The 19,030-nt window shown below is 70.1% G+C and carries 15 protein-coding genes and 2 pseudogenes; all 17 read right to left on the reverse strand.

Annotated elements, in window-relative coordinates:
• Positions 1–160 precede the first annotated feature (160 nt).
• On the reverse strand, positions 161–583 hold the full coding sequence (locus ACMTAK_RS42695) for a hypothetical protein (protein ID WP_413813291.1): 423 nt from the start codon (positions 581–583) through the stop codon (positions 161–163).
• Positions 584–759: 176 nt separating this feature from the next.
• A pseudogene (locus tag ACMTAK_RS42700) lies at positions 760–984 on the reverse strand (MerR family DNA-binding transcriptional regulator); the annotation flags it as partial.
• A 405-nt stretch (positions 985–1,389) separates the two neighbouring features.
• Entirely contained in the window at positions 1,390–3,537 is a 2,148-nt protein-coding gene (locus ACMTAK_RS42705; protein ID WP_413811098.1) for a protein kinase domain-containing protein, read from the reverse strand.
• 13 nt (positions 3,538–3,550) lie between these two features.
• Positions 3,551–3,958 (reverse strand): annotated as a pseudogene (locus tag ACMTAK_RS52750) (class III lanthionine synthetase LanKC N-terminal domain-containing protein); the annotation flags it as partial.
• A gap of 389 nt (positions 3,959–4,347) precedes the next feature.
• The gene (locus ACMTAK_RS42710) at positions 4,348–5,619 is read right to left on the reverse strand and encodes a CaiB/BaiF CoA transferase family protein (RefSeq protein ID WP_413811099.1); all 1,272 of its coding nucleotides are present in this window, start codon (positions 5,617–5,619) and stop codon (positions 4,348–4,350) included.
• Between the two features lie 175 nt (positions 5,620–5,794).
• Positions 5,795–6,940, reverse strand: a complete 1,146-nt coding sequence (locus ACMTAK_RS42715) for an acyl-CoA dehydrogenase family protein (RefSeq protein ID WP_413811100.1) — start codon at positions 6,938–6,940, stop codon at positions 5,795–5,797.
• Positions 6,941–7,043: 103 nt separating this feature from the next.
• Positions 7,044–8,213: a thiolase family protein gene (locus tag ACMTAK_RS42720; protein WP_413811101.1), complete on the reverse strand. Its 1,170-nt coding sequence runs from the start codon at positions 8,211–8,213 to the stop codon at positions 7,044–7,046.
• Between the two features lies 1 nt (position 8,214).
• Entirely contained in the window at positions 8,215–9,978 is a 1,764-nt protein-coding gene (locus ACMTAK_RS42725; RefSeq protein ID WP_413811102.1) for a class I adenylate-forming enzyme family protein, read from the reverse strand.
• 64 nt (positions 9,979–10,042) lie between these two features.
• Positions 10,043–11,233 carry a CaiB/BaiF CoA transferase family protein gene (locus ACMTAK_RS42730; protein ID WP_413811103.1) on the reverse strand — a complete coding sequence of 397 codons (1,191 nt, stop codon included), beginning with the start codon at positions 11,231–11,233 and terminating at the stop codon, positions 10,043–10,045.
• A gap of 7 nt (positions 11,234–11,240) precedes the next feature.
• Positions 11,241–12,005, reverse strand: coding sequence for a crotonase/enoyl-CoA hydratase family protein (locus ACMTAK_RS42735; RefSeq protein WP_413811104.1), 765 nt, complete (start codon positions 12,003–12,005; stop codon positions 11,241–11,243).
• A 64-nt stretch (positions 12,006–12,069) separates the two neighbouring features.
• Positions 12,070–12,834 carry an SDR family NAD(P)-dependent oxidoreductase gene (locus ACMTAK_RS42740; protein ID WP_413811105.1) on the reverse strand — a complete coding sequence of 255 codons (765 nt, stop codon included), beginning with the start codon at positions 12,832–12,834 and terminating at the stop codon, positions 12,070–12,072.
• A 205-nt stretch (positions 12,835–13,039) separates the two neighbouring features.
• Entirely contained in the window at positions 13,040–13,717 is a 678-nt protein-coding gene (locus tag ACMTAK_RS42745; RefSeq protein ID WP_413811106.1) for a TetR/AcrR family transcriptional regulator, read from the reverse strand.
• Positions 13,718–13,834: 117 nt separating this feature from the next.
• A complete protein-coding gene (locus ACMTAK_RS42750; RefSeq protein ID WP_413811107.1) occupies positions 13,835–15,076 on the reverse strand; it encodes an ABC transporter substrate-binding protein in 1,242 nt (413 codons plus the stop codon).
• Positions 15,077–15,186: 110 nt separating this feature from the next.
• Positions 15,187–16,284, reverse strand: a complete 1,098-nt coding sequence (locus ACMTAK_RS42755) for a branched-chain amino acid ABC transporter permease (RefSeq protein ID WP_413811108.1) — start codon at positions 16,282–16,284, stop codon at positions 15,187–15,189.
• Positions 16,277–17,167, reverse strand: coding sequence for a branched-chain amino acid ABC transporter permease (locus ACMTAK_RS42760; RefSeq protein WP_413811109.1), 891 nt, complete (start codon positions 17,165–17,167; stop codon positions 16,277–16,279). The genes ACMTAK_RS42755 and ACMTAK_RS42760 overlap by 8 nt, the downstream gene beginning before the upstream one ends.
• Entirely contained in the window at positions 17,167–17,985 is an 819-nt protein-coding gene (locus tag ACMTAK_RS42765) for an ABC transporter ATP-binding protein (protein ID WP_413811110.1), read from the reverse strand. Before ACMTAK_RS42765 ends, ACMTAK_RS42760 begins: the two co-directional genes overlap by 1 nt.
• Positions 17,982–18,839, reverse strand: coding sequence for an ABC transporter ATP-binding protein (locus tag ACMTAK_RS42770; protein WP_413811111.1), 858 nt, complete (start codon positions 18,837–18,839; stop codon positions 17,982–17,984). The genes ACMTAK_RS42765 and ACMTAK_RS42770 overlap by 4 nt, the downstream gene beginning before the upstream one ends.
• Positions 18,840–19,030: the final 191 nt, after the last annotated feature.

Here is a 19,030-nt window from a genome sequence, read left to right on the forward strand (position 1 = left end):
GGCCCCGAAGCGACGCTGCCCCTGCCGCGCGGCGCCCCCGGTCAGCCGTCGGAGGTGCCGGCCTTCACCGGGCCGCAAGCTGCTCTGAGGCGGTATGCGTCCCACCGTATGCCCACTTCCCGGGCTCATGCGCGTCGCGGGGTCGGCTTGGGCGGTGAGGTCAGACCTGATCGTTCTGCGGTGGGGTGCGCAGCAGGTGCCGTGTGCGGCGGATGACGTCGCGCTGGGCGGGGTTGTACAGCTCCCGTAAGGCCTTGTCGATCGTCCGCCCGATGACGCGCGCGCTGTACGGGTCGTCGAGATGCGGGGCGTTCAGTCCCGGGTGTTCCGCGTGGAGCACGCGAACGTAGGGGACCAGACGCTCGGCCACGTCCTGGCGGGTCCGTTCGTCGGCTTCGGGGGACAGGCCGTTGAACTCTGAGGTCACGGGATCGTCGGGGTGGTTCCGCAGCATTTCCGCGTATGCTTGCCGGCGCTGGGGACCCACGACCCGGGACAGGACGGCGAGGAACGAGCGATCGGCCTCGGGTACGTCCGCCTGGGCGATGGCCGGGGCGAACTCGGGCGGCAGCTCGGACGGCATGGACTGGCGCAGGAACAGACCGATGTCGACGCGGCCTGTTGGAGCCTTCCGATGGTGGCGGTGAGTTCGGCGTCGAGGCCGCGCAGGACCTCCTCCGGGGGACCGTCGGCCTCACCCATGGCGGCGATCTGGGACAGGGAGAACCCGAGGCCCGTCAGGCGGTTGATCCGCAGCAACCGGACCAGATGGGGGACCCCGTACTGCTTGTAGCCGTTGGCGCGCCGCTCCGGCTCCTCGAGCAGTCCGACCTCGTGATAGTGGCGTACCGCCCGCAGGCTGGTTCCGGCGAGCTCGGCGATCTCACGAGTGCTCCATGCCACGACCGTCACCTCGTTCCGAAAGCGTTGCCGCCGACCGCGGTCGGACGGCTTATGCCAGTCGAAACTATGCCGCTGCGGCATGATCAAGCGCAGACACGCCTCGGTGGCCACGAAGGTGGCGTGGATCACTCGCCCCCGGGCGCAAGCCGCCTTCGTGGAACTGCGTGGGGTGCCCGGGGCCGGGCCCCGGGCACCCCACAGGTCAGCGGTATGCGCCGGTCAAGCAGTGCACACGGTGCTCCCGCTGGTGGTGGTGCAGGTCGTGGTGCCCGCGTGCCGGTCGACGGCCGCCTCTTCGGTCTCCATCAGCTGAAGTGCCAGGACTTCTTCCAACTCCATGGGGTTTCCCCTTCTCTTCTCGCTTCTCATGAGAACGGTCGGCCGCGGGTCGCGGTGGACCGTCCCTTCCCGGGGACCGGGAAAGGGCTGTGGGGGCCGCCGCCCGGTTCCTCGCGCGGCCGGTGTCCTGTCGGCGGGCTGCCGGGATCATCCGCAGGGGAGGGCGCCATCGGCGTCGAGGAGGGCGTCGACGGTGAAGAACATGTCGGCGCGGCCGTCCAGCACCCGAGTCAGGGCCAGCAGCACACCGGCCGAGCCGCTCCACAGGTCAGCCGTGAACTTCATCAGGTACTCGCCGTGGAAGCGGGCTCCGCTCGGATCGGACACGGCGTGGCTGAACAGCCCCTTCGCCGCGTGGACTGCCGCCGCGTGCCCGGAGGCCGTGCCGGTCAGCCGGGCGTGCTCGGCCAGGGCGAAGACCAGACCGGAGTGCCCCTCGTACAGGCCCGCGTAGACGGTCGTCGCCACCGTGCTCGCTCGTATCGCCCGGTCCACGGCCACGGCGAGGTTCTCGTCCGCCACCGGCAGGAACCGGGCGCCGACGAGGGCGAAGCCGGCCGAGCCTCGGTGCAGATACGGATACAGGCGCTGGTCCGCGGTGGAGACGCGGAAGCCGATGCCGCCCCCGGGGTAGGGGTCGGCCATGGCCGCTTCCTCCCTGAGGAGGTCCAGGCCCCGCCGCTTGGCGCTCTCGTCGCCCAGCAGTCGGTGGAGGAAGTAGTCGAGCAGCGCGATGCCGACCCGTCCGTGCAGCAGGCCGGTCACGCCCTCCCGCTGCAGGACGGGGGCGAGGTCCGCGCCGTCGGGTATGCGGGCGCGCAGCCGGGCGGCGGCCGTCAGGTGGCTCTCGTCGCCGTCGTGCCCGTACAACGCCAGGTGCGTCAGGGCGACCCCCGCGATGCCCTCGCCGAGGGTGGCCCGCTGTGCCAGGACGGGGTGCTCCTCGGCGGCTTCCAGCAGAAAGCGTGCCTCCTCGACCATGCCGAGATCGGCCAGTACCCAGGCGATTCCCGCGTTGCCGGTGTGCAGGCCGGGGGCGGCGCGGCCGGCCAGCTTCAGGCTCTCGGTGCGCATGCGCTCCAGCACCGCATCCGGAACGGTGCGCTCCGCGAGACGTAGGGCGTGCACGATTCCGGCGGTGCCGTAGGGGACCCCGTGCTGATGGGTGGCGTAGCCGTTCGGGACCGTGGGGAACACCACCCTGCCCTCGGGGTCGGCCATGGCCAGCAGGGCGTCGGCGGTCGCCTGCTGAAGCCGGCGCAGGCATCCTGTCGGGTCGTCGTCCACCTGACGGGGGGAGGGCAGGGGGCTGGCGGCATCCGGGGACGTGAAGGCGGTGGCCCGCGCCCACAGGTCGTGCGGCAGCGGCACCCCGGCGTCCTTTGATATGCGGTGGCTCAGATGGTGCAGTACGGCCGGCTCCCGCTGGATGACGTGGTGCTTCATGCCGAAGGCCAGGAGTTGCGCGAGGGCGGCGAGTCCGTAGCGGTCACAGTACGTCGGGTCCTTGCGCATCCTCTCCTCGAGCCGGTCCGACGGCTCGTCCGGAAAGAAGCCCGGAGTGCCGAAGAGGCCGGCGGGCTCGCCGAGCCGCGCCGCGGTCTCGAAGTCGATCAGCCGCACGTTGTCGTCATCGTCCACCAGCACATTGCGGGGACTGACGTCGAGAAACGCGTAGCCGACGCCGTGCAGCCGCTCCAAACGGGCCGTCAGCCGCTCCAGGATGCGCCGCGACCGTTGCCAGTAGGACCCGTACTCCTCGGCGCCCGCGCCGATGACGAATCCGGGGTGCTCGTGGGTGACCCATTCCAGCAGGGAGCGGCCCGGAACGAGTTCCGTGACCAGATAGCTGTGTTCCCAGTGCCGGAAGAAGCCGAGGGGCTTCGGCGCCAGCCCTGGTGCGTGTTCGTCCAGGGTCCGCAGGACGCGGTGCTCGTGCGCCAGGTAGTCCGGTGCGGCGCCGCCCCGGTGCAGCCCCGTGTGGGGACGCGCTTCCTTGACGAACACCTCCTCCCCGGTGTCGGTGGTCACGGCCCGGTACGCGCCGCCTCCGTTGGAGTGCCGCAGCACCTTCTCGAAGCGCAGGCCCTCGAATGAGACGCTGTCCGCTTCCGGAGACGACTTCCGCGGCTTCTTCGGCGTCTGCGGACTCCGTGGGCGGCCCGGAGTGTCCGCCGCATTCGCGAAAGGATCGGTTATCCCCGCCGGCAGGGTGAAGCTCAACCCTCTTACATCGGGCACCAGTTGCCCGGTGGCGTCCGGCACCATGAAATCCTCGACACCGTCCGGCAGCATCCCCGTCCTCGCCGGACGTGGTACGGGCCAGCGCCTCCATCAGCTTCCTGGCGGCAGCCTCGTCGGGTGGGTAGGCGGCGATGAACTTCCCGCTCTGCGGACGGTAGGCCTGCTTGTGGTGGAGCATGATGAAGAACAGCGACGAGCGCAAGTGCTTGAACGGGACTTCCCGCTCCACGCACACGGCCGCGGCGGCGTCGAGCACGTCCTGAGCCCGCTTGTAGGACGCGGATACATGGACCTTCCAGCCATGGGTCACCGTCGGCGCGCCCGGCGGCCTGTGCATGGCCCAGATTCCCGACTGGTTCCGCCTCCAGTCGTCCGGGACCACGCTTGCTCGGTAAACGGTCCCGATATCCTCGGCCTCTTCCAACGGGCGGTAGAAGTCTCGGTGCGCTTGCACATAAGGCAAGTAGTCCATCGTGCCACCTGATTGCCTCGTTGCCGGATGGTGCGTCAGAGCGAAAGCGATCGGAATTCCACTGGTCCGGACCTGGCCCGCGTCGATACGGAACCCGGGTCCTTCCGGCACTCGAGCGCCGACGGTCGACAGTCAAAACCGTGCCGCCACGGCATGGTCAACCACTGTCGCGCGGAGAGGACGCTCGCGAACGGGCGCGACTCGCCCGCTTGTTCCGATCAGGTTGCTGAGTTGGGCGTTCTCTGTCGCTGGTGAGGCAATCGGAGAGGTGTGGTGTGGTACTCGCTGAGCAGCCCACAGAGCATCTGCCGGTTGGCGCCACCGCCGCACGCCGGCCCAAGCAATGCCCGCGCCTGGTCCCGCATCCGCCGGCGAAGATCAGCGGCACCTCAGCGAGGGGCCGGGGCCACCACGCCTTGTGCGCGTAGCACGGCGATGTCGTCCTCGGTGACGCCGAGTTCGGCGAGCAGGGCGTCGGTGTGCTGACCGAGTGCGGGGATCCCACCCATCGGTGGCTCGTAGCCGGCGATGACCGGAGGTGGAAGCAGAGCGGGTACCCGACCGTGAGGTGTGTCGATCCGGCGCCACCGGTCGCGGGCCATCAGATGCGGATGGGCTATGACCTCGCTCGGTGTGTTGAACCGGGCATTGCCGATCCCCGCGGCATCCGCGTCGCTCTGCACCTGCGCCAGGTCATGGCGTGCGCACCAGTCGGCGATCTCCGCGTCCAGGAACTCACGGTGCTCGGCCCGGCCGGAGGTGGTACGAAAGCGTTCGTCGTCGGCCAGGTCGGGCCGGCCGAGAAGGTCACGCGCGAATCGCCGCCATTCGCGGTCGTTCGTCGTGCCCAGGACGACGGTCTGGCCGTCCGCCGTGCGGTAGGCGCCGTACGGCGCCACCGCGGGCGAGCCCATGCCGACCGGTTGCTGGTCCACACCCGTGTGCAGCGTGTAGGTGAGCTGATACCCCATCAACTCCGTCATGGTGTCGAACAGGCTCACCGCGACCGCGGCGGGGCCGCTGCCATGGCCGCGCTCCTTGCCGCAGAGCAGCGCCAGGACCGACAACGCGGCATACAGGCCGGTGCACACGTCGGCCATCGGCGGACCGGGCTTGGCCGGCGCACCGGGAAAGCCCGTCATCGCGCATGCGCCCGACTCGGCCTGGACCAGCAGATCGTAAGCACGCTTGTGGGACAGCGGGCCTCCCGGCCCGTAGCCGTCGATCTCCACGGCGATGAGTTCCGGGTGGCTGACGGCGAGGTCGGCGGGCGCGATACCGAGCCTCGCCGTGGCACCGGGAGCAAGATTGGAGACCATCACATCCGCGCGGTCGAGCAACCGGTGGAGTACCGCCATCCCGGCCGGATCCTTCAGGTTCAGCGTGACCGACTCCTTGCCCCGGTTGACCCATACGAAGTGCGCCGCCATGCCGCCCACCACATCGTCGTAGTGACGGGCGAAGTCACCGCCTTCCGGGTTCTCCACCTTGATCACCCGAGCCCCGAAGTCACCGAGGGTGCGGGTGCAGATGGGGGCCGCCACCGCCTGCTCCAGGGACACCACCGTGATGCCCGTCAGTGGCCCGGCCGGCTTGGCCTCGTCACGAGCGGTTGGTCTCGGGTCGGGGCGTTCCGCCCCCTCGGTGTCTGCCACGCTCACCCGATCACCCTTCAGGGTCCGGGGAGGAAAGCCGGACCTCGCCATAGGTTTCTCCTCGACCTTGTCGTACCTTCTGTGCCGGGCGCGTCGGTGCTGTGGCCCGCGCAGCCCGCCTCATGCCCCGTACGGGCCGGTGGCCTCGCGCGCCTCGCTCATGAGGTCGCCGGCGCGTCCGTCACGCGTGCTCCCGCAGCAACTGCCTGCCCACGATGAGCTTCTGGATCTCGCTCGTCCCCTCGTAGATGCGGAACAGCCGCACGTCGCGGTAGAAGCGCTCGACGGGAACGTGGCGCATGTATCCCATGCCCCCGTGTATCTGGACGGCACGGTCGGCCACCCGGCCCACCATCTCGCTGCAGAACAGTTTCGTGGAGGACGGCGCCAGCCTGCGGTCCTCGCCCGAGTCGTACGCGCGGGCCGCCTCCAGCACCATGGCGCGGGCCGCGTACATCTCGGCGTGCGACTCGGCGAGCATGGCCTGGACGAGCTGGAACTCGCCGATGGGACGTCCGCCCTGCCGGGTGACCGAGGCGTGCGTGACGCTTTCGTCCAGGATGCGCCCGGCCAGCCCCACACACATCGCCGCGACGCTCAGACGTCCCCTCGCCAGCGACCGCATGGCGGTGCGGAATCCCTCTTCCTCGTGTCCTCCGACGAGGGCGCTCGCGGGAAGGCGTACGTCGTCGAAGAAGACCTCCGCGCTCAAGGCCCCCGACTGGCCCATCTTGTGGTCCCTCGGTCCCACGGTGACGCCGGGGGTGTCCGCGTCGACGGCGAAGACGGAGATCCCCTCGGCGCCCGTGTTCTGCGGCCCGGTGCGGGCGAACACCATGAACACACCGGCGAGCGGGGCATTGGTGATGAACCGCTTGCTGCCGTTCAGGACGTAGCCGCCCCGGTCGCGTACGGCACGGGTCCTGATACCGCTGGGGTCCGAGCCGGCCTCCGCCTCCGTGAGCGTGAACGCGGCGATCAACTCCCCGGCCGCCATCCGAGGCAGATAGCGCCGCTTCTGCTCCTCGGTGCCGGAACTCGCCAGGAGCTGGCCGGCGACCCCGTTGTTGATGCTGAACATCGAACGGAACGCGGGCGTGGTCCAGCCGATCTCCAGGGAGAGGCGTACGTCCTCCGTCATGGAGAAGCCCAGCCCGCCGTATTCCTGGGGCAGCGCGTAGCCGAACAGGCCCATGGCCGCGGCCTTCTCGCGGAGGTCCGCCGGGATCTCGTCCTTCTCCTCGATCTCGTTCTCGCGCGGGACGACCTGCTCGCGCACCAAGGCCCGCACCGCCGCCAGAACGGCGTCGAACTCGTCTGGTTCCATTGGCTTTTCGCACTCCTCGGTTGTGGGTGCCTTATCGAGCGGGCCCCAGGGCTCGGACTGTTTGGACCGCTCCGGCTGCTCCGGCTGCTCGGGCTGCTCCGGCTCAGCGGGGAAGGAGTTCCAGGACGGTGGCGTTCGCCATGCCGCCGCCCTCGCACATCGACTGCAGGCCGTAGCGGACGCCGGCGGCTCGCATGTGGTGGAGCAGCGTCGTGGTCAGCCGGGCGCCGGAGGCTCCCAGGGGATGGCCGAGCGCGATGGCGCCGCCGTCCGGATTGAGCCGGTCCGGATCGGCGCCGGTCTCGGCGAGCCAGGCGCAGGTCACGCTGGCGAACGCCTCGTTGATCTCGAAGGCTCCGATGTCCTCGATGCCCAGACCGGCGCGCTTCAGAACCTTCTCGGTGGCCGGGATGGGGCCGGTCAGCATCGTCACGGGGTCGACTCCGACGACGGCGAAGGAGTGGAAGCGGGCGATCGGGCGCAGACCGAGTTCACGCGCCTTCTCGCCGCTCATGACCAGCAGCGCCGACGCACCGTCCGATATCTGCGAGGAGTTGCCGGCCGTGACCACGCCGTCCTCGGTGAACGCGGGCTTAAGACCCGCCATCGTGGCGGCCGTTCCGCCCCGCCGTACTCCCTCGTCCGTGTCGACGGTGCGTACGGCGCCGCTCTCATCCGGTACGTCCACCGGCACGATCTGTGACGTGAACCGCCCCTCGTCGATCGCGGCCGCCGCGTTGGCGTGGGACCGCAGACTGTGCGCGTCGAGTTGCTCCCGGCTCAGCCGCCAGCGCCGCGCGATTTCCTCCGCGCCCAGCCCCTGGTTGAACCGTGAGACGCCGTACCGTGCCCGTACGGCCGGGCCGAAGGGTTCGCCGGGGCCCCGCTCGCGGCCGGAGCCCAGCGGAACGCGGCTCATCGACTCCACGCCGCCCGCCACCACGATGTCGTACTGGCCGCTCATCACTCCCGCGGCCGCGAACTGCGCCGCCTGCTGCGAGGATCCGCACTGCCGGTCGATGGTGACGCCCGGCACCTCCTCCGGCCATCCGGCGGCCAGGACGGCGTAGCGGCCGACGCAGCCGCCCTGCTCACCGGTCTGCGAGACGCAGCCCCACAGCACGTCCTCGACCAATACCGGGTCCAGGTCATTGCGTTCGGCCAGGGCCCGCAGCACTACGGCGGACAGGTCTACCGGGTGAATACCGCTGAGCGAGCCGTTCCGCTTGCCCATGGGGGTACGGACGGCGTCCACGATGACCGCGTCACGCATGTCAGACCTGCCTTTCCGCCGTGTCCGGCGCGCCGGTTTCCTGTGTGCCCGAGGGCGGTTCGCCCGGGTCCCGAGTCGTCCGGGCCAGGCGGCGGAGCTCTGTTTTCAGCACCTTTCCGGCCGCGGACAGGGGAAGTTCGTCGACGAAACGGACCTCTCTGATGCGCTTGTACGGCGTCACGCGCTCCGCGACGTACTCCATCAGCTCCTCGGCCATCGCGCGCGGCTCGGCGGCGGGGACCACGAAGGCGACGGGGATCTCGCCGACGGCAGGCACCGCCTTCCCCACGACCGACGCCTGGAGCACTGCCGGGTGTCCGCCGAGGATGTCCTCCAGCTCGCGCGGGTACACGTTGTAGCCCTTGTAGATGAGCATGTCCTTCGACCTGCCGGAGACGTACAGGAAGCCGTCCGCGTCGAGGTGGCCGGTGTCGCCGGTGCACAGCCAGCCGTCGACGAACTGCGCGGCGGTCTCGTCCGGGCGGCCGAGGTAGCCGGAGGCCACCTGCGGGCCCCGCACCCAGACCTCGCCGCGCTCGCCCCGCGGCACCTTCCGGCCGGGATCCAACGGGTCCCGGATCTCCAGCTCGGTGTCGAACAGGGGAACCCCCTGGCTGCCCGGCTTGCGCAGCCCGGCCTTCGCGATCGGGCCGCTGGACACGGTCGCCGTCGCCTCCGTCAGGCCGTACCCCTCGATGACGGCGGCGTTGGGGAAGACCTCTGTCAGCTGCTCCAACGAGTGCGTGTCTATGGGGGCGCCACCCGACACCACGGCCTTGACCGAGCTGAGGTCCCGCGTGCGGATGCCCGGTGTCGCCAGCAGGGCGTGATAGAGCGCCGGGGCGCCCGGGATGTACGCGATCCGGTGCCGTTCCACCTGCTCCAGGTACGACTCCGCATGGAAGCGGCCGCTCAGGATGGTGGTGGCGCCACATAGGAGGAAGAAGTTGAGGCTGATCAGGCCAAGGGCGTGGAACAAGGGCGAGATGCACAGCGTGGCGTAGGTACCCGGTGCCAGGGCGTAGTCGCCGGAGGTCTCCAAGGGGTTCAGCACCACACCGCCTTCGCTGTCGAGCCCGGGGAGCGCCCCGGAGCGCCAGCAGGCGACCTGGATGGTGTTGGCGACGATATTGCGGTGCAGTATGCGCACTCCCTTGGGTGCTCCGGTGGTTCCGCCGGTGTACCCGTACTGGGCGACGGAGTCGGTGGGGACCAGCACCTCTGGCGGGTGGGTGCTCTGGCCCGCGACGAGGTCCGCCAGGGCGGTGCCCGCCTTCCCGAACAGCTTCGCGCAGTCGTCCGGCCTGTCGGCCGGGGCCGATGCGCTGGGCGGCACGATGACGACCAGCCGGACCGGTAGCCCGTCGATCGCCTCGGCCAGCACCGGTGCCGGCTCCGGATGGGTCACCACGGCCGCCGCGGAGCAGTCGGCGAGCTGGGCGCGCAGGGCCCTGGCCGGCTGGGCGGGGTTGGCCGGGCAGACTGTCGCGCCGGCGAGTGTGATGCCGTAGTAGGCGACGGCGAACCACAGGGTGTTCGGCAGGTGCAGGGCGACCACGTCACCCTGCCGTATGCCGCGCGCCCTGAGGCCGCGTGCGAACGCGGCAGCCTGTTCGTACAGGCCGGTGAAGGTGAGGACCTGGTCGCCGTCGCGTATGGCCGCCCGGTCGCGGTAGCGGCGGGCCGAGCCGGCGAGCACCGCGCCGAGCGGGACATCGGGGTAGTCCAGGCGGCGAGGCAGTCCCGCGGGCCAGTAGTCGGTCATGTGCCGCTCCCTTCACGCGCCGGCCTGCGGCCTGTCATGCAGGGCTTTCGCGCGGTACGCCGGCTCATCGCACGACCTCCGCGTCGAAGAGCTTCTTGATCTGCTCGGGGTCCCGGCCCGTCTCGGCGAGGACCTGCGTTGTGTGCTCGCCCGGAAGGGGGGCCGGCCGGACGTGCCGGCGAGGGGTGGAGGAGCCGAACCGGGGGGCCGGGGCGGGCTGGAGGACTCCCGTGCCGTCGGTGAGGAAGGTGCCGCGTGCGGCGTTGTGAGGATGGAGCGGTGCCTCCCGCAGGGACAGCACGGGGGTGACGCACGCGTCGGCGTCGGCGAAATCGGCGGCCCAGTCGTCGCGGGTCCGGGCGGCGAAGACCTCCGCCAGGCGCCGCCGCATGACCGGCCATCGGGAACGGTCCCACTGCCCGGCGAAGTCGGCATCCGCGACCAGGCCGAGCCGTTCAAGGAGGGTGGCGAAGAAGGGCGCCTCGATCGCGCCGACCGCGACGTACTGGCCGTCGCGGCAGCGGTAGACGCCGTAGAACGGGGCCGTGCCGTCCAGGTAGTTGACGCCCCTGCCGTCGGTCCACCGCCCCTGGTGCAGACGGCCGTAGATCATGGCCAGCAGCTGAGCCGACCCGTCCACCATGGCGGCGTCCACGACCTGGCCTTTCCCGGTGGCGCGTGCCTGCACGACCGCGCACAGCACACCGAAGGCGAGCAGTGCGCCACCGCCGCCGAAGTCGCCGAGCAGGTTGAGCGGCAGGACCGGCGGACCGTCGGCCTCTCCGATGGCCCCCAGCGCCCCCGACAGGGCGATGTAGTTGATGTCGTGCCCGGCCCGCGGCGCCAGCGGCCCGTCCTGCCCGAATCCCGTCATCCGTCCGTAGACCAGGCGCGGGTTGCGGTCCAGGCACGGGCCGGGGCCCACACCGAGCCGTTCGGCCACCCCCGGCCGGAAGCCCTCCAGAAGGACATCGGCATCCGCCACCAGGTCGAGGACGGCGGCGACGCCTTCCGGGTGCTTGAGGTCGATGGCGGCCGAGCGCCGGCCCCGGTGCAGGACGGGATCGGGCCTGCCGGCCACCTCCGACGGGCGCTCGACACGGATCACGTCCGCACCGGCGTCGGCGAGGAGCATGGCACAGAACGGCCCCGGCCCGATGCCCCCCAGCTCGATGACCCGCACTCCGGTGAGCGGCCCCGGGGCCGCATCGGGTACGGCTCCATTGGCACGTTTCTGGTCTTGTTCCTCGTTCACCGGCCGCTCACCGGCCTCGCCAGACGGGAGCACGCTTCTCGGTGAAGGCCGACGCGCCTTCCCGAGCGTCATCCGAGTTGAACACCAGCTCGGTGATCGGCTTCTGACGGCCGAACAGCTCATCGCGTGGCCAGCCTGGAGACTCCACGAGGATACGTTTGGTGACCCGTACGGCGAGCGGACCGTTGGCGGCGATGGCGGAGGCCAGCAGCCTCGCCTCCTTCAGGGCGCCGCCGGGTGGAGTGAGCCGGTTGACCAGCCCGAAGTGGTGAGCCCGTTCTGCGGTGAAGAGGTCACCGGTGAGAGCGAGTTCCATCGCGATCTGGTACGGGATCCGGCCCGGCAGCCGCAGCAGTCCCCCGCCCACCGCCACCAGACCGCGCTTGACCTCGGGCAGCCCGAACTTGGCGTCCTCGGCGGCGACGACCAGATCACTCGCGAGGGCGATCTCGCATCCGCCCGCCACGGCGTAGCCCTCGACGGCGGCGATCAGCGGCTTGCGCGGCGGGGTCTCGGTGAGGCCGGCGAAACCGCGCCCCTGCACGTGGGGGCGCTCGCCCCGCAGGAACGCCTTGAGGTCCATGCCCGCGCAGAAAGTGCCGCCCGCGCCGGTGATGATGCCGACCGCGAGGTCGTCACGCTCGTCCAACTCTTCCAGCGCGGATGCGATCGCCTCCGCGACGGCTCGGGTGACCGCGTTGCGGGACTCGGGCCGGTTGATGGTGATGACGGCGATGCCGTCGCCGTACTCGACCAGTACTTCGTCTGCCACGGCAGCTCCTTTACGGTGGCCAAGCGGTGGTCGCGGTGGGGGAGTAGCGGCCCTGCGCCGGCCTTCAGCGCGGGGCCATGCGGATCGCGCCGTCGAGGCGGATCGTCTCTCCGTTGAGCATCGGGTTGTCGATGATGTGCAGGGCGAGTTGTGCGTACTCGTCCGCCGCGCCGAGGCGCGGCGGGTGCGGCACCGCGGCAGCGAGCGCGTCGAGCTTCTCCTTCGGCCTCCTGCCGAGCATCGGTGTGTCGAACAGGCCGGGCGCGATGGTGACGACCCGGATGCTCTTGCTCGCCAGATCCCGGGCCGCGCACACGGTGAGGCCGGCCACTCCGGCTTTCGACGCCGCGTACGGGGCCTGTCCGATCTGCCCCTCGAATGCCGCGACCGACGCCGTCATGACCACCACTCCGCGGTCGCCGTCGAGCGGTTCGTTGCGGGCCATACGGGCGGCGGCGAGCCGGAGCACGTTGAAGGTGCCGATCAGGTTGACGTCGACCACGGCGCGGAAATGGTCGAGATCACCGGCGGTGCCGTCCTTGTTGACCACGCGGAGCGGACCGCCGCGGCCCGCGCAGTGGACGACCGCGCGCAGCGCTCCTGTCCGCTCGGCGGTGTCGAGGACGGCGGTCATGTCCTCGGTGCTCGTCACGTCGGCGGGGACGAAGACGGCCTCGGGGCCGAGGTCGCGGACGGCGCGGTCGCCGTCCGAGGAGGGCAGGTCCGCGATGGTGACGCGGGCGCCGGCTTTGAGGAGCCGCCGTGCCGTCGCCAGGCCGAGCCCCGACGCGCCGCCGGTCACCACTGCGGATATTCCGCTGGTCTGCATGGACACTCCAGTCGGTCGAGCCGGTGTCGGATCTGCCGCCGCCGGGCCGCGAAGGCTCGGCGACTGCCGTCGTATGCCGGGCCACGGGCCCCGGCCGTTGCGGTCGGGACCGCAGCCGATGGGGTGAAGTTACTTGTCGAACGATCGTTAAATTAGGCCGCCATCTCACCCACTGTCAATGACGGCGACGAAAAGTGCGGGCGACCTACCGGGCCGGCGCCTCCCCGTGCCCGACCATGGCGAACGCCAGCCGCACGTACCGGTCGCACAGCTCCGTGGTCCCGAGGTCGCCGGACGGGTCGTACCACTGGGCGACGGCGTTACACATCGCCATGATCGCCCGGCGGGCGTCGTCCGGGTGCGGGGTCCGGAAGACTCCGGCGGCCATGCCGTCGTCCATGGCCTTCTGGAAGAGTCCCGATACGGCGTGCCGTCTTGCGATGATGGGGTTGCGGTACTCGGGTTCGAGGTAACGGAGTTCCTGGAGGGTCAGCAGACTTTCGACCTGCCGCCGGACCCGGTAGTCGACCGTCACCCTGACCAGGGCGGCCAGCCGCGCGGCGGGGTCGTCACCGGCCTGGGCCAGTTCCTTCTCGCAGTGACGGAAGTAGTCGTCGAGCGAGTCCTCGATCAGGGCGTGGAAGAGCTCCGCCTTGCCTGAGTAGTAGTAATAGAGGGCGGACAGACTCATGTCGGCCCGCTTGGCGATGTCACGAATGGAGGCGCCGAAGTAGCCGCGCTCCGCGAAGACGTCTCGTGCGGCGTCCATGATGGCGTCCCGGCCGTTTCCCCGGGGGCCGGAGGGACCGTTGTCCGCCGCCTTGCCTCTCTTGCCCGCCGCCTTGCCGCGCTTGCCCGCCGCCTTGCCGCTCGTCGCATCCATGGCCTCAGCCTCCCAGAACGAACGAACGATCGGCAAAGCCGCCCCCTGCCATGCGGAGCCGAGGGCCGGCGCACCGCCACCGCCGGCCCGCCGGCCCGCCGGGCACAGTCCCCAGTGTCATCCGGCCGACGGAACCTTGTACTCCTTCGCCAGGTCGGATGCGAAGAAGTCACCGAGTGGTTCGACTCCGGCGAAGACACCCTTGTCCACGCCCAGCACCTGGGCCTCGCGTGAACTGGGCTCAGAGGGATCGGAGAAGTCCTGGGGCGGGAGCAGGCCGGGTAGCGTGAAGTCGGTGACAGCGCTGCGGGCCTTGAGCACGCCCGGGCGGGTGAGGTCATCGCAGCTCTTGCCGAGGATCTCGGCGTACAGCTTGGTCATGGCGTAGGCGTGGACGACTCCGCTGCTGGCCTCCGGTGCCTTACCGTACTGGTCCTTCCAGGCAGCGGCCAGCTTGCGAGCGGAGGCGGTGTCCGCGCCGAGGGCGCCCAGCCCGGAGAGCCTGGTGTAGTGCTCGGTGAGCGCGGGCGCCGCAGACGTCGTGAGCAGGCTGGTGGCGAAGGTCGACACCCCGCCCGTGATCGGCACGTCCATGCCGACCGCCTGCGCCACTGCCGCCACCGAAGCCGCCTGCTTGGGCGTCGAGTCGACCAGGATCGCCTTGACCTTCGCCGACTTGAGCGCGTTGACCTGGCTGGTGAGGTCGGTCGCGGTGGGGTCGATCTGCTGGCCGACGATCTTCAACCCGAGCTTCCCGGCGGCGAACTTACTGCCCCGCAGACTGTTCTCGCCGATTTCTCCCTGGAGATAGATGTGTCCGACGGAATCGCCGCTGCGCAGTTCGCCCTTCCTCACGAGCCAGTCCAGGCCGTTGATCGTCTGGATGTCGTACGTGGCGCCCAGGACGATCAGATGCTCGTTCCCGAGCAGGGTCGAGGCGAACGACGTCAGGCCGGCGAGCTCGTCCTTGGCCTCCATCTTGTCCCGCAGCGCCGTGACGACCGAGGTGCCGAGGATGTTCAGATAACCGAGGACCTTCGGATCCATCTCGTCGTACGCGGCGACGGCCTTCTGCGGATCATAGCCGTGGTCACGCGTGACGAGTGCCAGCTTCCGGTCGCACACACCGCCTGCCGCGTTGATCTCCTTCACGGCTACGTTGCTCGCGTCGAGGATCGTCTTGCCGGTGCCCGCGAACGGGCCCGACAGGTCCATCAGCATCCCGAGCTTGATGGTGGAGTCGCTGACCCCGGGCGCGGTGGCGGCCCCGGCCTTTTCGGCCTTGGTGGAGCAGCCGGCAGCCGCCAGCGTGAAGGCCAGGGCCGCGGCCACCAGGCCGAGTGTGCGCGATTTGTGCATCGTGTGTCTCCTCCTTGAGGAGCGGATGAGGTGGTTGACAGCACACGTCCGGCAAAGTGGGGGTGCGGGACTGGAGTGTCTGAGGCGACGGACGGCTGGGGAGCGGGGGTTCAGGGGGTGGCGGCTGCGGCCGGGCGGCGGCTTCGTAGCGGTCGAACGGCGGCGGCCAGCGCCGCCAGACCGCCCGGCTGGACGATCACGGCCACGATGACGACCGCGCCGTACACGAACTGTGCCGCTGTCGACGCGTCCAGTCCCTGCCCGCCGGCTCCGGTGACGAACGGCAGGGCATCCGCGTAGCGGGAGAACAGCAAGGGCAGCGTCACGACGAAGACCGCACCGGCGACCGCGCCACCCACTGATCCGAGGCCGCCCAGGATGACCATCACCAGATAGTTGACCGACAGATTGAGACTGAAGTAGTCGGGGACGGTGCGCTGGAAGGCCAGTGCCGTGAGCACACCGGCAGCGCCGGCATACATCGACGACAGTACGAAGACGGCTGCCTTGGTGCGTCGTACGTCGACGCCCATGGCGCTCGCGCCGATCTCGCTGTCCCTCATGAGCCTCAGCGCCCTGCCGGGCCGGCCGCGCAGGACGTTGCGGCCCAGCAGCGCCGCCCCGACGGTGACGACGAGGAACAGATACCACTGGCTCTCGGCGGCACCGAACGGAACGCCCAGGACGGTGACGTCCGCCTGGTCGGAGAAGGAGAACCCGCCGATCGACATCGGCACGACGGTCCGGCCCTCGAAGCCGCCGGTCACCGGCTTCATGTTCTGCAGCAGATGGTGGCCGAGGAACACCAGGCCCAGGGAGGCGATGCCCAGGTAGATGCCGCGCAGGCGGCTGGAGACCGGGCTGAACAGCAGGCCGCAGACGCCCGCCAGCAGGACGGCCAGGACTGCGGCGAGAAGCGGGGGGAGGCCGAGACCGGACACCCCGCCGCCGCTTTCTCCGGCCAGGAAGGCATAGCCGTATGTGCCGACGGCGACGAAGAAGGCGTGTCCCAGGGACAACTGTCCCGCCGCGCCGAGCAGGATGGTGAGGCCGATCGCGCCGACCGCGGCCGCCATCGCGAACAGGCCCATGTTCAGCCAGAACGCGGAGACATACAGGGGCAGTGCCAGGAGGACCACCAGGGCGGCGGTCAGCGCGCACAGGGCCGGCACACGCCCTGCCATGGGGAGCCGGGACGTCTCAGGCACGGCTGACCTCCTTCGCGCCGAACAGGCCCGAGGGCCGCCACAGCAGAACGCAGATCATGATCACGTAGGCCACGACGTCCCCAAGCCCTCGCCCGAGGAAGGAGAGGGCATCCTGGTACTCGGCGACGGTCACCTCGGCGATGCCGATGACCAGGCCGCCCACGATCGCCCCGCCGAGCGAGTCGAGGCCGCCGATGATCGCGGCGGGGAGCGCCTTGACGGCCGCGGTCCCGGTACTCACGGCCACGCCGGGGCTGGGGAACGACGCGAGACCGATGCCGGCCGCGACGGCGAGGATGCCGGCCGCGATCCAGGCACCTGCCGACACCCGCTTCAGCCGGACACCGGCGAGCGCCGCGCCCTCCCGGTCCTCGATCGAGGCGCGCATGGCCAGGCCCCAGCCGGTGTGCCGGAGAACCGCGGCGAGACCGGCGATCAGCAGCGGCACGGTGACGATCGTGATGATCACGGACAACGGCAGTACCACTGAGCCGAAGTGGACCACGTGTCCGTCCCAGGGAGCGCCGAGTGGCAGCACGCTCTCCCCGATGCGCCAGCTCAGTTCCGCGGTGAGCACCACGTTGACCCCGATGGTGAGGATCGCCAGCGCGTCATGCTTGCGGCCGTCGACCCGGGACAGCAGCAGTCGCTCCACCGCCAGCCCCAGCGTCCCGGCCGCGACCAGGCCGAGCGCCACGGCGGCCGCGAAGCCGATGTGCGGGCTGGTCTGCGCCACCACCCACACGCCGAAGAGCACAAACGAGGCGTGCGCGAAGTTCACCGTGCGGGTCGCCTTGAAGACGATGACGAAGCCCAGGGCGATCAGGGCGTACAACAACCCCAAAGACACACCGTTCAGAAGGATTTCGACTCCGCGGGTCATCACGACAACCTCTCCGCCACCTGGTCGTTTCCGGATTCCATGGGCGCTCCCAGATAGGCGCTGATCACTTCCGGATGCTGCCTTACGTGTTCCGGCGTGCCGTCCGTGACGACCTTGCCGAAGTCGAGGACGGTGATGCGGTCGGCGATCGACATGACCACTCCCATGTCGTGCTCGACGAACACCACGGTCAGACCGAGCGCGTCACGCGCCGCGGAGACCAGCCGGGCGAGTTCCACGCTCTCGGCGGTGTTCATCCCGGCGACCGGTTCGTCGAGGATGAGCACCCGCGGCTCCAGGCACAGGGCCCGCGCGAACTCCAGGCGCTTGAGGTCCCCGTAGGCGAGGCTCGCCGCCGGGCGGTGAAGGACATCGGACAAGCCGGCGAACTCCGCTATGTCGCGCACCCGCGCTTCGTGGACACGCTGTTCTCCGCGGCCCAGTCCCAGTGCGGTCGCGGCGATGCCGGACCGGGTCAGCCGATGCCGGCCGACCATGAGGTTGTCGAGTGTGGACTCGACCGGTGACACGACGATGTTCTGGAAGGTCCGGGCGACTCCCCTCCGTGCCACCCGGTCCGGACGCAGGCCCGTCACCTCCTGACCGTCCACCATGATGCGGCCCGAGGCGACACGGTAGATCCCCGACAGGGCATTGAGCAGCGTCGTCTTCCCGGCACCGTTGGGACCGATGACGGCATGAATCGTGCCGGGTCGCACGGTGAATGACACCCCGTCAAGCGCGCGCAGGCCGCTGAACACCACGCTCACGTCCTCGACACGCAGTTCCGGTGCCCTTTGCGTTTGAGTCGTCGTCATCCGGACCACCTGCTCAGCGTCGGCACTTCTCCGGTTACGGGCCCGGGCCGCGGTGCGGATCCTCCGGCGCCCTGGCCGGCGTCCGCGTCCGCGCCCAGGTAGAGGCGGCGCACATCGTCGCTCTGCGCCAGTTCGTCCGTCGGTCCGCTCAGCACCACCCGGCCGAGGTCGAGCACACAGGCCGAGTCGGCGACCGACAGCGCCATCGCCGCGTTCTGCTCCACCAGCAGGACGGGGACCCCTTCCCGGCTGATCTCGCGGATGGTCTCGCCCACGAGATGCACCAGTCGCGGCGCGAGGCCGAGGGACGGCTCGTCGAGAAGCAGGAGTTTCGGCTGCGCCATCAACGCGCGGGCGATGGCGAGCATTTGCTGCTCGCCGCCGGACAACGTCCCGCCACGGGCGCGTCGCCGCTCGGCGAGCCGCGGGAAGAGTTCGTACATCCGACGGCGTGTGCGCTCACGCACCGCCGACGACCGCACGGTGAGCGCACCGGCGTTCAGGTTTTCCTCCACCGTCAGACCGGCGAAGATGTGCCGTCCTTCCGGTACCTGCACGAGCCCGTGCGCCACGGTACGGGCGGTGTCCGCGCCGGTGATCCGTTCGCCACGGAACCGGACGGAGCCTTCGGTGACCCCGCCGCCGTACAGGCCGAGCGTGCCGGAGACGGCGCGCATGAGCGTCGTCTTGCCCGCGCCGTTGCTGCCGAGGAGCGCGACGACGCCGCTGCCGCCGACGTCCAGGGACACCCCCCGCAGAACAGGTGCGCGAGCGCCGTACCGGACGACGAGTCCATCGATTTCGAGCACTTCGGCCTCCCTTGCCGCCCTGAAGCGACGCCGCGCGTCATTCATCGATCGTTCGTTAAGGCCAGCGCGAACGTAGGGTGAGCCACGTCACTCGGTCAAGGTCCCTGCACATGATCCCTTGTAGCCGCACTGCGTGAAGGGTTACGAGATCGCACGGTTCCGCCTGGACAGCGGGGCCGGTACGCTGTTAAACGATCGTTCGATAAATCTGAGTCGGTCGGAAGACGAGGGGCCTT

It is taken from the genome of Streptomyces lacaronensis (genome assembly GCF_047337785.1).
Classification (GTDB): domain Bacteria; phylum Actinomycetota; class Actinomycetes; order Streptomycetales; family Streptomycetaceae; genus Streptomyces; species Streptomyces lycopersici.

Coding starts and splice junctions, on each gene's coding strand:
- ACMTAK_RS42695 (WP_413813291.1), bottom strand. CDS start 583: ATGCCGTCCGAGCTGCCGCCCGAGTTCGCCCCGGCCATCGCCCAGGCG.
- ACMTAK_RS42705 (WP_413811098.1), bottom strand. CDS start 3,537: ATGCTGCCGGACGGTGTCGAGGATTTCATGGTGCCGGACGCCACCGGG.
- ACMTAK_RS42715 (WP_413811100.1), bottom strand. CDS start 6,940: ATGGAACCAGACGAGTTCGACGCCGTTCTGGCGGCGGTGCGGGCCTTG.
- ACMTAK_RS42720 (WP_413811101.1), bottom strand. CDS start 8,213: ATGCGTGACGCGGTCATCGTGGACGCCGTCCGTACCCCCATGGGCAAG.
- ACMTAK_RS42725 (WP_413811102.1), bottom strand. CDS start 9,978: ATGACCGACTACTGGCCCGCGGGACTGCCTCGCCGCCTGGACTACCCC.
- ACMTAK_RS42740 (WP_413811105.1), bottom strand. CDS start 12,834: ATGCAGACCAGCGGAATATCCGCAGTGGTGACCGGCGGCGCGTCGGGG.
- ACMTAK_RS42745 (WP_413811106.1), bottom strand. CDS start 13,717: ATGGATGCGACGAGCGGCAAGGCGGCGGGCAAGCGCGGCAAGGCGGCG.
- ACMTAK_RS42750 (WP_413811107.1), bottom strand. CDS start 15,076: ATGCACAAATCGCGCACACTCGGCCTGGTGGCCGCGGCCCTGGCCTTC.
- ACMTAK_RS42760 (WP_413811109.1), bottom strand. CDS start 17,167: ATGACCCGCGGAGTCGAAATCCTTCTGAACGGTGTGTCTTTGGGGTTG.
- ACMTAK_RS42765 (WP_413811110.1), bottom strand. CDS start 17,985: ATGACGACGACTCAAACGCAAAGGGCACCGGAACTGCGTGTCGAGGAC.
- ACMTAK_RS42770 (WP_413811111.1), bottom strand. CDS start 18,839: ATGAATGACGCGCGGCGTCGCTTCAGGGCGGCAAGGGAGGCCGAAGTG.